Source organism: Bradyrhizobium sp. LM2.9 (assembly GCF_054056555.1).
This window is the reverse complement of the sequence record NZ_JBSRYJ010000002.1, coordinates 4,067,010-4,078,618: the sequence shown is the minus strand read 5'-3', so window position 1 is coordinate 4,078,618 and position 11,609 is coordinate 4,067,010. Positions and strand designations below refer to the sequence as shown.

Genomic DNA, 11,609 nt, shown 5'->3' with positions numbered 1-11,609 from the left:
ATCTGGTTTCTGAATGACGTCATTGGGTTAGCTTATTAGAACTCTTCCGAAGTACAACGGCAAATTTTCGCGCTTCCCCTCTTTCATGGGAGCTAAGCGCTCACAGCATTAACGGCCGCGCCGGTATGCGGCGGTGCAGCATGTTGCGATGCGTCCGATTGCTTAATTGTGAGCGATGTCGCTCTTCGCGAGATCCCACATGAGGCTGTAGGTGCCGACCGACACAGGAAGCGGGAATGGCGCCGCGGCAGGGCCGGTGAAGCGCTCGGCGATCACGGCCGAGACCGCGCTGACATGCGTGCCGTCGACCAGCACGAACCAGTCGCGCGCGCCTTCGTTGCGCACCGCCGGAATGTCCGCGGTCGCGCCTGACAATTCGGGTTCGCTCTCGAGCAGATGCATGGAGATGATGCCCTCGCGCTGTTGCGGCGCCAGCTTTTCTTGCAGCGCGTCACGCCATGCCCCGGCATTCTCAGGCGTCGGCCGCAGCCGCACCACGCCGAGCGCAGCCCCGCGCCCGGCACCGTCGCTGATGGTGATACGCGCGACAACGCGGAGCATGTCCTTGAAATGCGCCATGTTCCGCCGCGACCATTCGGTCTGATTGGCGAGCCGCGCCCGGTAGGCGGGGCTGTCGAGCACGTCGAGCGTTTCGGTCGAATACAGGGAGAGATATTTGAGATTGGCGGCGTGAGCGACATAGCGCCGCGCCTCGAGGAATCCCTCGATCGCGACGCGCTCTTCCAGATGCTCGCGATCGTACCAGCGGTTGAAATCGGCTTCGTGTGCCGCGTCGATGTTCATCGACGTCAGCAGCATGCCTGTTCCGGCGAGTGGCATTTTCTTGTTGTCCTTCCCATCCACACCCTCATGGTGAGGAGCCACGAAGTGGCGTCTCGAACCATGAAGGCCCGGCTTTCGCATCTCGGGGCCTGCATCCTTCGAGACGCGCTCCTTCGAAGCGCTCCTCAGGATGAGGAGATAGATCTATCGCGCGGCCTTGGAGGCGAGATCCGCGATCGACTTCATGACCGCGTCCCGCACGCCGGCATCATAGAGTGAATGTCCCGCTTCCTCCACGATGCGAATCTCGGAACCCGGCCACACTTTCGCGAGCGCTTGAGATGTCTCAGGAGGACACAGCAGATCGTAGCGTCCCTGGACGATGATGCCCGGAATACCATCGAGCTGACCGGCGTTCCGCAACAACTGGTTCTCGGACATGAAGCTGTCCTGGACGAAATAATGCGCCTCCATGAATGGCGTCGCAGGCAATGTGCGCCACACGTTCAGCGAGGCCAGGTCGATCCGCGTCTTTGCCGCCTTGTGCTCGGACAACGCGCGCTCGGTATCATGCCACGCGCGCGATGCTGGGCCGTGCACGGCCGGATCGGCATCGAGGATGCGGCGCCAATAGGCGTCCACCGGCCGCTCGCGCTCCCCGACCGGCAGCACGCTCAGGAAATCCGCGTAGAGCGCGGGATAGAACTGGGACAGGCGCGAGGTGAAGGCCGTCTCCACTTCCGCTCGCGTACCCAAAAACGTCGCGCGCAGCGCGATGCCGGAGACGCGCTCGGGATGCGCCTGCGCATACGCCAGCGCCAGCGTCGCGCCCCAGGAGCCGCCGACCACCATCCAGCGGTCGCAGCCGAAATTTTCGCGGATTTTTTCCATGTCCGCGATCAGGTGCGCCGTGGTGTTGTGCTCGCGCGATCCCTTCGGCCGGCTGCGGCCGCAGCCGCGTTGGTCGAACAGCACGGCATGAAAACGGTCGGGATCGAACAGCCGGCGATGGTCGGGCTGGCAGCCGCTGCCGGGGCCGCCATGCAGATAGACCGCAGGGATTCCGTCAGTGCGGCCGGTGCTCTCGATATAGAGCTCGTGGCCGTCGCCGACGTCGAGCATTTCGGAGGTCAGCGGCGCAAAGGGATCGGTACGTTTGGCGGATGCGGCCGCGTCGGCGTCAGGCACCATTCTCGGATTCCAGAGTGCCGCCGGCGAAATTGCGATAGAGGAAGCGGTTGGTTTCGCCCTCGGCTTCGCGCTCGGCCTGCTTGAAGATGGTCTCATGCAGCGGCGACAGCGCGCAGGCCGGATCGGTGTTGGCGGCGTCGCCGGTCAGCGCAAAAGCCTGGCAGCGGCAGCCGCCGAAATCGATCTCCCGGAATTCGCACGACTTGCACGGCTCCTTCATCCAGCCGGTGCCGCGATAGCGGTTGAAGGCGTCCGAGTTCTGCCAGATCCAGGCGATCGAATGGTTGGAGCGCACCGATTCGAAGTCGAGCCCGGTGATGCTCTCGGCGGCGTGGCAGGGCAGCACCTTGCCGGCCGGGGAGATGTTGAAGAATTGCCGGCCCCAGCCGCCCATGCACTTCTTCGGCCGCAGCGCGTAATAGTCGGGCACGACGTAGTCGATCGTCAGCCGGCCCTTGAGCCGCTCGCGCGCTTCCTCGACGGTGTGGGTGCACTCGTCGAGCTGCGCCACCGTCGGCATCAGCGCGGCGCGGTTCTTCAGGGCCCAGCCGTAATATTGCACGTTGGCGACCTCGAGCCGGTCGGCGTCGAGATCGATCGACATCTGGATGATATCAGGAAGCTGATGCAGGTTCTGCCGGTGCATCACCGCATTTACGGTGAGCGGCAGGTCGAGCTCGCGCGTCCATTTTGCCACTTCGAGCTTCTTGTGGTGCCCGCCTCTGTAGCCGCCGACGCGATCGGCGAGGGCTTCTTCAACGCCCTGGAAGCTGATCTGCACATGGCAGAGCCCGGCATCGGCCAGCTCGCTTAGCCGCTCGCGTGTCAGCAGCACGGCGGAGGTGATGAGGTTGGTGTAGAGGCCGACGTCGCTGGCATGCTTGACCAGCTCGACCAGATCCTTGCGCGCGGTCGGCTCGCCGCCGGAGAAATGCACCTGGAGCACGCCGATCTCGGCGAGCTCGCTCAGAACTTTCTTCCATTCCTCGGTGGTCAGCTCCTTGCCCGAGCGGTCGAGCTCGACCGGGTTGGAGCAATAGGGGCATTGCAGCGGGCAGCGATGGGTGATCTCGAGCAGCACCGCGAGCGGAATGCCGAACGTCTCGGCCGTCGAGCGTTGCTTTTCGAGCACCGCGAGGCTGTCGCTGGCGTCAGCCGGGATGGTGGGATTACCGAGCACATCGCTCATGACGTCTTCTCCCGGGCCTCCGTGAGAAAGCCCTTGTCGGCGAGATCCTGCAGCATGGCGATCACATCGGTGAGGATCGCATCTCGCGGCGCGGCGTATTTCGCGGCCAGCTGGTCGGAGATGTCGCCGACATTGCGCTCGCCGTCGCAGAGCTGCAAGACCTCGACGGCGATCTCGTCGGGTGCCAGCACCCGTTCCGGCGCCAGGATCACCCAGACTTTTCGCGTTTCGTCATACTTCAGCTTGGTGTGCCGCGGCAGAACCGGCCGGCTCGTCTCGCTGACGCTGATGTTACGCGGCCCGGCCATCGGTTGTTCCCTCAGCTCGCCTTTTGGTGTTCTTGGGGCACGAACGCGCCCGGCGGAATGTGGCCCTCGACATAGGCGTGTTGGAGCGCGTCGAGCTGCACCCATAGCACATTGGTCTTGAAGATCAGCGCATTGCAGACCGACGCGCGCTCTTCCGGCGTCCTCGCATGCGCCTTGACATAGTCGAGCGCGAAGCCGGCGTCCCGCGGCGCCTGCGCCAGTCGGCGCTTGAAGTAGCTCATGATGTCAGGATTGACGAAGTCGTAGTGCTCCAGCATGCCGGAGATGCGCTCCTCGTGCAGGTTCGGCGCAAACAATTCGGTGAGCGAGGAGGCGATCGCCTCCAGCGGGCTCTTTTCGCGGCAGTAGTGAACATAGGCTTCGACCGCAAAGCGCGTCGCCGGCAGGATGCCTTCGGTCGACTCCACATAGGCCGTGTCGAGCCCGAGACCGTCGGTCAGCTTGAGCCAGCGCTCGATGCCGCCCTCAGAACCGATATCGCCGTCATGGTCCTCGATGCGGTGGCGCCATTCCAGCCGGGTGGCGCGGTCGCGGAAGCGCGAGATCACCACCGCGTCCTTGATCGGGATCGTGCTCTGGTAATAGTACCGGTTGAGCGCCCAGGCCTGCACTTGGCCCTTGTTCAGCTTGCCGCCGTGCAGCAGCTTATGGAACGGATGCAGGCTGTGATAGCGCGTCGCCCCGATATGGCGCAACGTCGCCTCCAGCTCCTCGGCGGAGTTGAGCTTGATGTCCTTGCCGATCGAGAGCGAGGTCATTCCAGTCAGTGACGCGGCATTCACAGCACGATCTCCGTTCCGTCAGCGGGTATCTGCCAGCCCGCCGCTTCAGCGGCCTTGCGCTCGGGTGATGCGGGCAGCAGCGCCGGATTCGAGTTATTGATATGCAGAAATATCTTCCTGTCGAGTGTGAGATCGGCGAGCCGCTCAATGGCGCCGTCGTCGCCGGACATCGCGACATGGCCCATGCTCTTGCCGGTCTTATGGCTAAGCCCGGCCCTGATCATCTCGTCGTCCTGCCACACCGTGCCGTCGAAGAACACCAAAGCGGCGCCGTCGATCTCGGCCTTGAGCGCGTCGGTGACCTCGGCGCAGGCGGCGATGAAGTAGAAGCACTTGCCGGTCGCTTTGTCGGTGATCTTCAATCCCAGCGTATCGCCGTCGCCGGTCTCGCCGCCCGGATGCGCCTTGCCTTCCAGATACCAGGCCGATTTGCCCGAGACCGCGAAGGGCAGCAGCTCGAGTCCTGAGCGCGCCCCGTCCGGCAGCCGCGGCTCGAACGGCTCATCGATGTCGATCGGCTGGCGCCGCACGTTCTTCTCGTTCAGCACGTTGAAGATGCTGTTGGCGTTCAGGATCGCCAGCACCTTCTCATGCGCATAGATCGTGAAAGGCGAGCCCTCGCGCATCGACAGCAGGCCTGCCACCGCGTCCACTTCGCTGTTGGTCAGGATCACGCCTGCGATCGGGGTGTGGCGCAGCGCGCCTGCCTTCGGATGCAGCTGCGGCGTGGCATTCAATTGCTGGCGGAGGTCGGGGGAGGCGTTGATCAGGAACCAGTGCTCGCCGTCGCCGCTGAAGGCGACCGAGGCCTGGGTTCTCTGGAGCTCCTGGCCGTTTTCACGGGCCGCCCGGCAGCCCTCGCAGCCGCAATTCCACTGCGGCACTCCGCCGCCGGCTGCGGCGCCCAGGACGACGACGCGAAGCATGATCCGTCTCCTGGAAGGAACGCTGCGAGGTGGATCTCAGGCCAACACAGTTTCCGTCGTTCGGAAACCTGCCGTGACCGAGAGACCCACCTGCGCTGAACGCAGATCGCCAGCCGCTTACTTGCGGGTGGCGCTCACATACATGTTGATTTCCATGCCACAGGGCACTTCGACGATCTTCGGTGCTTTCCAGGCCATTTCGGCTCTCCATTTCGCGAATTCGGACGTATCCGCCCAGCCCTTAAGTTAGTGCGGGCGGAAAAGTTCGCTAGTGAAATCTTCCCGATAAAGCCATGTTGCGGCGCGAAATATCGGGGTTGGAACACCGCTTTTGATGAGGCAGTCTTGCGCCAAGGGGCATTCGGCCGCGAGCGCTGTCCTGATAAAGCAGTTGTGAGTGCAGTGCAGCTTTCAATCCGGTACAGGCGACCCAATTGGATCTCGGTGATGCCCAAATATTTCTTCAACACCCGCATCGGCAACGAACTGATCGTGGATCCCGAAGGGGAGGTCCTGCGCAATCCCGATCGCGCCTGGGAGGTCGCCCGCCAAATGATCCTTGAGGTCCTGAAATCGGAAGGCACCCAGCCGGCCCTGATGGAAGCTGTCATCGAGGTCACTGACGTCGAAGGCGAGATCGTGCTCGAATTCCCCTTCACCGAGGCGCTCCTCGACATGCCCGACCAGTCCGCCACGCGGCATTGAGCCCCCAGCTCTCTCCCCGTCACAGCAATGACGGAGGTATCCCTGCGAAATCTGCATGACTTTGCCGCGTTCCCGGGGCTAAAAGGGCCCGGTTATACGGAGCAAGCCATGCAAGATCTCTGGCGCCTGTCCGCCGCCGACCTCGTCACCCTCGTCAAAGCCAAAAAGGTTTCCGCCAGGGAAGCCGCCAAGGCCGGCCTCGCCCGGCTCGATGCCGTCAACCCCATCCTCAATGCCGTGATCGATCATCGGCCGGAGGACGTGCTCAGGCAGGCTGATGCCGTCGATGCCGCCATTGCCAGGGGGGAAGACCCCGGCGTGCTGGCCGGCGTGCCCGTCACCATCAAGGCCAATGTCGACCAGGAGGGCTTTGCCACCACCAACGGCCTGAAACTCCAGCGCGACCTGATCGCGCGCGAGGACAACCCGGTGGTCGCCAATTTCCGCAAAGCGGGCGCCATTCTCCTTGGGCGGACCAATTGCCCGGCCTTCTCCTATCGCTGGTTCACCACCAATCTGGTCCATGGCGACACCAAGAACCCGCGCGACGCCTCGCTGACGCCGGGCGGCTCGTCCGGCGGCGCCGGTTCGGCGGTCGCGGCCGGCATCGGCCATATCGCCCACGGCACCGACATTGCCGGCTCGATCCGCTATCCCGCCTATGCCTGCGGCGTGCACGGCCTGCGCCCGACCCTGGGCCGCATTCCCGCCTTCAACCCGGCGCTGCCCGAGCGTCCGATCGGGCCGCAGATCATGGCTGTGTCGGGACCACTGGCGCGCACCGTCAACGATCTCAGAATTTCGCTCGCCGCGATGTCGGCCCGCGACATCCGCGACCCCTGGTTTGTGCCAGCGCCGCTGGAAGGTCCCGCGCGGCCGAAGCGCGCCGCGCTCTGCCTCAACCCTGACGGGCTTGCGACGGCTCCCGAGGTGAAGGCGGCCGTCATCGATTCAGGCAAGCGGCTGGAACGCGCCGGCTGGACCGTCGAAATGATCGAGAACACCCCGCCGATGCGCGAAGCGGTGGAGTGGCAGACAAAACTCTGGCTCGGCGACGGCTACGAGGCGCAGCTCGAGATGGCCGAGCGTGAGGGCGACCCCGGCGCGCTGGCGTGCCTCCGCGGCAACCGCGCCAAGGTCACGCCGATGGACCAGGCGAACTACGCCAAGGCGTTGACCCGCCGCGCCGCGCTGACCCGCGAGTGGATGCTGTTCTTCGAGACATATGCCGTGCTGCTGACCCCGGTGTCGGGCGAGCTGCCGTTCCCGGATCATCTCGACCGCAAGGACGACGAGTCCTTCAATCGCGTCTGGGAAGCGCAACTGCCGCAGATCGCGATTCCCTTCATGGGATTGCCGGGCCTCGCGGTCTCCACCGGTCTCGTCGGCAAGGCGCCGGTCGGCGTGCACATCGTGTCCGGCCGTTATCGCGAGGATCTTTGTCTGCTTGCAGGCGAGGCGATCGAGGCGGGCGGCGTGCCGCCGTCGCCGATCGACCCCGTGGGTTAGCGATGTCTGCGATCTACGACTTCAAGGCCAATTCGCTTGCGGGCGATGAAGTCGCCCTGAAACGTTTCGAAGGGCAGGTGCTCCTGATCGTCAACACTGCGAGCAAATGCGGCTTCACGCCGCAATATCGCGGGCTGGAGGATATTCATCGCGAGCTCTCGCCGCGCGGTTTTTCGGTGCTCGGCTTTCCCTGCAACCAGTTCGGCGCGCAGGAGCCGGGGCCGGCGAGTGAGATCCAGGCGTTCTGCTCGACCCATTACGACGTCACCTTCCCGCTGTTCGAGAAGATCGACGTCAACGGCGCCCATGCGCATCCCTTGTATGAGTACCTGAAACGCCAGCAATCCGGACTGTTGGGCGCCTCCATCAAATGGAATTTCACAAAATTCCTGGTCGATCGCGCCGGCAAGGTGGTTTCGCGCTATGCGCCGACCGCGCGGCCCGAAGGATTGCGGCAGCAAATCGAGATCCTGTTATGAGCGAGACAATCATGAGCGACGAATTTCCGGACCGCCTCTCGGTCAATCCGAACAGCCCCCATTACAACGCGGACATCCTGGCGCGCGACGTCGGTATCCGCTTCAAGGGCGTCGAGAAGACCAATGTCGAGGAATACTGCATCAGCGAAGGCTGGGTCCGCGTCACCGCAGGGAACGCCAAGGACCGCCACGGCAACCCGCTGACCATCAAGGTGCACGGCCCGGTCGAGCCGTATTTCAGGGATAAGAAATAGAACTCGCGGTGCTCTCTCCACTCGTCATTGCGAGCGAAGCGAAGCAATCCAGAATCTTTCCGCAGTGACAACCTGGATTGCTTCGTCGCTTCGCTCCTCGCAATGACGAAAGTAAAAGGTCCCCCATGTCCGTCAGCATCGTCGACGTTCGCGAGATCACGAAACCAATCTCTTCGCCGATCCGCAACGCCTATATCGATTTCACCAAGATGACGACGAGCCTGGTTGCCGTCGTCACCGACGTGGTGCGCGACGGCAAGCGCGTCGTCGGCTACGGCTTCAATTCCAACGGCCGCTACGGGCAGGGCGGCCTGATCCGCGAGCGCTTTGCCTCGCGCATCCTCGAGGCCGATCCGAAATCGCTGCTGAATGCGGCCGGCGACAATCTCGACCCCGACAAGGTCTGGGGCGCAATGATGACCAACGAGAAGCCGGGCGGTCATGGCGAGCGTTCGGTCGCGGTCGGCACCATCGACATGGCGGTGTGGGATGCGGTGGCGAAGATCGCAGGCCAACCGTTGTTCCGCCTGCTGGCCGAGCGTCATGGCGTCAAAGCCAATCCGCGCGTGTTCGTCTACGCCGCCGGCGGCTACTACTATCCCGGCAAGGACCTCTCGATGCTGCGCGGCGAGATGCGCGGCTATCTCGATCGCGGCTACAACGTCGTGAAGATGAAGATCGGCGGCGCGGGAATCGAGGACGATCGCACGCGTATCGAGGCGGTATTGAAGGAAATCGGCAAGGACGCGCAGCTTGCGGTGGACGCCAACGGCCGCTTCGATCTAGAGACCGGGATCGCCTACGCCAAGATGCTGCGCGATTATCCGCTGTTCTGGTACGAGGAGGTCGGCGATCCCCTCGACTACGCACTGCAGGCTGCGCTCGCCGAATTCTATCCGGGGCCGATGGCAACGGGCGAAAACCTGTTCAGCCACCAGGACGCCCGCAATCTGATCCGCTACGGCGGCATGCGGCCCGATCGCGACTGGCTGCAATTCGACTGCGCGCTGTCCTACGGCCTGTGCGAATACCAGCGCACGCTGGAAGTCCTGAAGACCCACGGCTGGTCGCCAAGCCGCTGCATCCCCCACGGCGGCCACCAGATGTCGCTCAACATCGCAGCCGGCTTAGGCCTCGGCGGCAACGAGAGCTATCCCGACCTGTTCCAGCCCTATGGCGGCTTCCCCGACGGCGTCCGCGTCGAGAACGGCCACATCACCATGCCCGACCTGCCGGGCATCGGCTTCGAAGGCAAGTCGGACCTCTACAAGGAAATGAAGGCGCTGGCGGAGTAGCCTGGCGCCGGGGCCGCACACTCCGTCATTGCGAGATGTAGCCTCTTCTCCGTCATTGCGAGCGTAGCGAAGCAATCCAGAATCTTTCGCGGGTGGCAGCCTGGGTTGCTTCGTCGCAAGAGCTCCTTGCAATCACGGTCCTGCGTGTACATGTTCGCCAATCGCCGCAATGGAACGATATACATCGGCGTCACATCCAATCCGCCGCGCCGCGCGTTCGAACATCGCGAGGGCTCGGTGAAGGGGTTCTCCTCGAGATACGGCTGCAAGCTCCTCGTCTGGTACGAGTTGCACGGAACAATGATCGACGCGATTGCACGCGAGAAGCAAATCAAGGGCGGCAGCCGGGCAAAGAAGCTCGCGCTGATCGAGAGCGTCAATCCAGAGTGGATGGACTTGTACGACACGTTGATCTGACCGCCGAGTGAGCAGCGGTTGTCAGTCGCATGCCGTCGCCCCACACTCCGTCATTGCGAGCGCAGCGAAGCAATCCAGAGTCTTTCCGCGGGAAGACTCTGGATTGCTTCGTCGCAAGGGCTTCTCGCAATGACGGTGGAGGGAGCTGGCTCGTTCGGGGGCGCCTAGGCTCGCAGCGGGCGAAGGGCTCGAGTTGGGCAAGGTGTCGCCACATTCTCCGTCATTGCGAGCGTAGCGAAGCAATCCAGAATCTTTCGCGGGTGGCAGCCTGGGTTGCTTCGTCGCAAGAGCTCCTCGCGATGATGGCGCTGCGCTGGCCATGACGATATGGCGCGAGCCGTCGCTGCCTACGACAGCCGCATATCCAGCAGCCTTCGTCCTTCGCCCCTCAGCAGTTTCTTCACCGCGCTCGAGGCCACGACCACGCCGTCATTGGCGTAGGCTTCGTGGTTCTTCTCGATGTCGTCGAGGCGGTAGAGGTAGTTGACCATCACGCCGGCCGACTCCCGCACGCCCTTCGGCGAGAGATCGCCGAGCCAGTTGATGCGCTCGAGGCGGGCGCCGTTGCCGAGATGGAAGCGCGCGACGGAGTCGATCAGCTTGCCCTTAGGCGTGCGCGCCTTGAGGAAGTAATACGCCGCGAGCGGTTCGATCACGCCACGCAGCAGCGTTGTCGTCTCGGGGTTCTCGAACCATTTGGATTCGTCGAGACGCTTCAGCACTTCGCGGTCCTCGTCCGACAGCGGCAAATCCTTGTCCTGCTTCACCCATGGCATGAAGCCCGGCACCGGCGACAGCGTCACGAAATTGTCGAGCTTCGGCGTTTCCCGGCGCAGCTCCTCCACCACCTGCTTGATCAGGAAGCTGCCGAAGGAGATGCCGCCGAGACCGCGCTGGGTGTTGGAAATCGAGTAGAACACGGCGGTGCGCGCGCGCTCGATCGGGACGGATGTGCGATCGACCGCGAGCAGCGGCGCGATCGCGCCGGGGATGGTCTCGGTCAGCGCGACCTCGACGAAGATCAGCGGCTCGTCGACCATTGCGGGATGGAAGAAGGCGTAGCAGCGGCGGTCGACCGGATCGATGCGGCGGCGCAGATCGTCCCAGTCGCTGATCTCGTGCACGGCCTCGTAACGAATGATCTTTTCGAGGATGTTGGCCGGGGTCGACCAGTCGATCCTGCGCAGCACGAGAAACCCCCTGTTGAACCACGAAGAGAGAAGATGCGAGACGTCGCGATCGAGCGCGGCGAGATCGGTATGTCCGTTCATCATACCGAGCAGATCGGCGCGCATGTTGACGAGATCGCCGGTGCCGCCGGGCGCGCGGTTGAGGCGGCGGATCAGCTCCTGCCGGCGCGGCTCGGAGGCGAAGTGAAGGGCGCTGGCATCCTCGTCGGCCGGCTTGGCACGCCATGTCTCGATCGCCTTGGACAGGCGTTCCCGATCCGGGCCGAAATCACGCACCAGTGCTTCGAAGAAGGTGCGGCGTCCCGTCTCATCCAACTCCTGGTAGGTGTCGAGCACCTCACGCGCCATGGCAGTGCCCGAAGCTTCGCCCCGGCCCGACAGCAGCGCACCGCAGAGCTCGATCAGCCCGTCGGCATCCTGCGTGGTGTCAGCAGAATCCCCGCGACGAAGCAGCGTGCGGCCACGCTCGGAGATGGTGGTGAGCAGGTCGGAGAAGAAGGCGTTTGCCATCTGAGCTTTCGTGTCAGGTTTGTGCGGTGCGGGAAGCTTACACGGGATTT

General features: G+C 63.7%; 14 protein-coding genes. 6 read left to right on the top strand and 8 right to left on the bottom strand.

Translation table 11 applies throughout. The features are described from left to right. Positions 1–162: 162 nt before the first annotated feature. The 7 genes from ACVWW3_RS21370 to pqqA all read right to left on the bottom strand — a co-directional run bounded on the left by ACVWW3_RS21370 (position 163) and on the right by pqqA (position 5,398). Entirely contained in the window at positions 163–840 is a 678-nt protein-coding gene (locus tag ACVWW3_RS21370) for a hypothetical protein (protein ID WP_456648746.1), read from the bottom strand. A gap of 147 nt (positions 841–987) precedes the next feature. Beyond that, the gene (gene pip / locus ACVWW3_RS21365) at positions 988–1,974 is read right to left on the bottom strand and encodes a prolyl aminopeptidase (RefSeq protein ID WP_456648747.1); all 987 of its coding nucleotides are present in this window, start codon (positions 1,972–1,974) and stop codon (positions 988–990) included. Further along, on the bottom strand, positions 1,964–3,163 hold the full coding sequence (gene pqqE / locus ACVWW3_RS21360; RefSeq protein WP_247339257.1) for a pyrroloquinoline quinone biosynthesis protein PqqE: 1,200 nt from the start codon (positions 3,161–3,163) through the stop codon (positions 1,964–1,966). The genes pip and pqqE overlap by 11 nt, the downstream gene beginning before the upstream one ends. After that, the gene (gene pqqD / locus ACVWW3_RS21355) at positions 3,160–3,471 is read right to left on the bottom strand and encodes a pyrroloquinoline quinone biosynthesis peptide chaperone PqqD (protein WP_456648748.1); all 312 of its coding nucleotides are present in this window, start codon (positions 3,469–3,471) and stop codon (positions 3,160–3,162) included. Before pqqD ends, pqqE begins: the two co-directional genes overlap by 4 nt. A gap of 11 nt (positions 3,472–3,482) precedes the next feature. Further along, positions 3,483–4,250 carry a pyrroloquinoline-quinone synthase PqqC gene (gene pqqC / locus ACVWW3_RS21350; protein ID WP_456649779.1) on the bottom strand — a complete coding sequence of 256 codons (768 nt, stop codon included), beginning with the start codon at positions 4,248–4,250 and terminating at the stop codon, positions 3,483–3,485. A gap of 20 nt (positions 4,251–4,270) precedes the next feature. After that, positions 4,271–5,200: a pyrroloquinoline quinone biosynthesis protein PqqB gene (gene pqqB / locus ACVWW3_RS21345; protein WP_456648749.1), complete on the bottom strand. Its 930-nt coding sequence runs from the start codon at positions 5,198–5,200 to the stop codon at positions 4,271–4,273. 117 nt (positions 5,201–5,317) lie between these two features. Continuing rightward, positions 5,318–5,398, bottom strand: coding sequence for a pyrroloquinoline quinone precursor peptide PqqA (gene pqqA / locus ACVWW3_RS21340; protein ID WP_007595659.1), 81 nt, complete (start codon positions 5,396–5,398; stop codon positions 5,318–5,320). Positions 5,399–5,647: 249 nt separating this feature from the next. On the opposite strand from pqqA, the gene ACVWW3_RS21335 reads away from it, so the two are divergent. From ACVWW3_RS21335 to ACVWW3_RS21310, 6 genes are all read left to right on the top strand, one after another. Continuing rightward, positions 5,648–5,905, top strand: coding sequence for a DUF6894 family protein (locus ACVWW3_RS21335; RefSeq protein ID WP_247339247.1), 258 nt, complete (start codon positions 5,648–5,650; stop codon positions 5,903–5,905). Positions 5,906–6,013: 108 nt separating this feature from the next. Further along, positions 6,014–7,414, top strand: coding sequence for an amidase family protein (locus tag ACVWW3_RS21330; RefSeq protein ID WP_247442760.1), 1,401 nt, complete (start codon positions 6,014–6,016; stop codon positions 7,412–7,414). A gap of 2 nt (positions 7,415–7,416) precedes the next feature. Continuing rightward, the gene (locus tag ACVWW3_RS21325) at positions 7,417–7,893 is read left to right on the top strand and encodes a glutathione peroxidase (RefSeq protein ID WP_456648750.1); all 477 of its coding nucleotides are present in this window, start codon (positions 7,417–7,419) and stop codon (positions 7,891–7,893) included. Continuing rightward, a complete protein-coding gene (locus ACVWW3_RS21320) occupies positions 7,890–8,147 on the top strand; it encodes a DUF3297 family protein (RefSeq protein ID WP_247442757.1) in 258 nt (85 codons plus the stop codon). Before ACVWW3_RS21325 ends, ACVWW3_RS21320 begins: the two co-directional genes overlap by 4 nt. A gap of 125 nt (positions 8,148–8,272) precedes the next feature. Next, complete coding sequence (tarD, locus tag ACVWW3_RS21315; protein ID WP_456648751.1) at positions 8,273–9,442, top strand: D(-)-tartrate dehydratase; 1,170 nt, start codon at positions 8,273–8,275, stop codon at positions 9,440–9,442. Between the two features lie 150 nt (positions 9,443–9,592). Then, the gene (locus tag ACVWW3_RS21310) at positions 9,593–9,859 is read left to right on the top strand and encodes a GIY-YIG nuclease family protein (protein WP_456648752.1); all 267 of its coding nucleotides are present in this window, start codon (positions 9,593–9,595) and stop codon (positions 9,857–9,859) included. A 347-nt stretch (positions 9,860–10,206) separates the two neighbouring features. On the opposite strand, the gene ACVWW3_RS21305 is transcribed toward ACVWW3_RS21310, so the two are convergent. Continuing rightward, positions 10,207–11,559, bottom strand: a complete 1,353-nt coding sequence (locus tag ACVWW3_RS21305; protein ID WP_456648753.1) for a malonyl-CoA decarboxylase — start codon at positions 11,557–11,559, stop codon at positions 10,207–10,209. Between the last annotated feature and the right edge of the window lie 50 nt (positions 11,560–11,609).

What these genes read in the sequence shown, in the direction of transcription:
- pqqB (WP_456648749.1), bottom strand. Translation starts at nt 5,200, where the DNA reads ATGCTTCGCGTCGTCGTCCTGGGCGCCGCAGCCGGCGGCGGAGTGCCG.
- pqqE (WP_247339257.1), bottom strand. Translation starts at nt 3,163, where the DNA reads ATGAGCGATGTGCTCGGTAATCCCACCATCCCGGCTGACGCCAGCGAC.
- tarD (WP_456648751.1), top strand. Translation starts at nt 8,273, where the DNA reads ATGTCCGTCAGCATCGTCGACGTTCGCGAGATCACGAAACCAATCTCT.
- ACVWW3_RS21305 (WP_456648753.1), bottom strand. Translation starts at nt 11,559, where the DNA reads ATGGCAAACGCCTTCTTCTCCGACCTGCTCACCACCATCTCCGAGCGT.
- ACVWW3_RS21370 (WP_456648746.1), bottom strand. Translation starts at nt 840, where the DNA reads ATGCCACTCGCCGGAACAGGCATGCTGCTGACGTCGATGAACATCGAC.
- pqqD (WP_456648748.1), bottom strand. Translation starts at nt 3,471, where the DNA reads ATGGCCGGGCCGCGTAACATCAGCGTCAGCGAGACGAGCCGGCCGGTT.
- ACVWW3_RS21310 (WP_456648752.1), top strand. Translation starts at nt 9,593, where the DNA reads ATGTTCGCCAATCGCCGCAATGGAACGATATACATCGGCGTCACATCC.
- pqqA (WP_007595659.1), bottom strand. Translation starts at nt 5,398, where the DNA reads ATGGCCTGGAAAGCACCGAAGATCGTCGAAGTGCCCTGTGGCATGGAA.
- ACVWW3_RS21330 (WP_247442760.1), top strand. Translation starts at nt 6,014, where the DNA reads ATGCAAGATCTCTGGCGCCTGTCCGCCGCCGACCTCGTCACCCTCGTC.
- ACVWW3_RS21320 (WP_247442757.1), top strand. Translation starts at nt 7,890, where the DNA reads ATGAGCGAGACAATCATGAGCGACGAATTTCCGGACCGCCTCTCGGTC.
- ACVWW3_RS21335 (WP_247339247.1), top strand. Translation starts at nt 5,648, where the DNA reads ATGCCCAAATATTTCTTCAACACCCGCATCGGCAACGAACTGATCGTG.
- pqqC (WP_456649779.1), bottom strand. Translation starts at nt 4,250, where the DNA reads ATGACCTCGCTCTCGATCGGCAAGGACATCAAGCTCAACTCCGCCGAG.
- pip (WP_456648747.1), bottom strand. Translation starts at nt 1,974, where the DNA reads ATGGTGCCTGACGCCGACGCGGCCGCATCCGCCAAACGTACCGATCCC.
- ACVWW3_RS21325 (WP_456648750.1), top strand. Translation starts at nt 7,417, where the DNA reads ATGTCTGCGATCTACGACTTCAAGGCCAATTCGCTTGCGGGCGATGAA.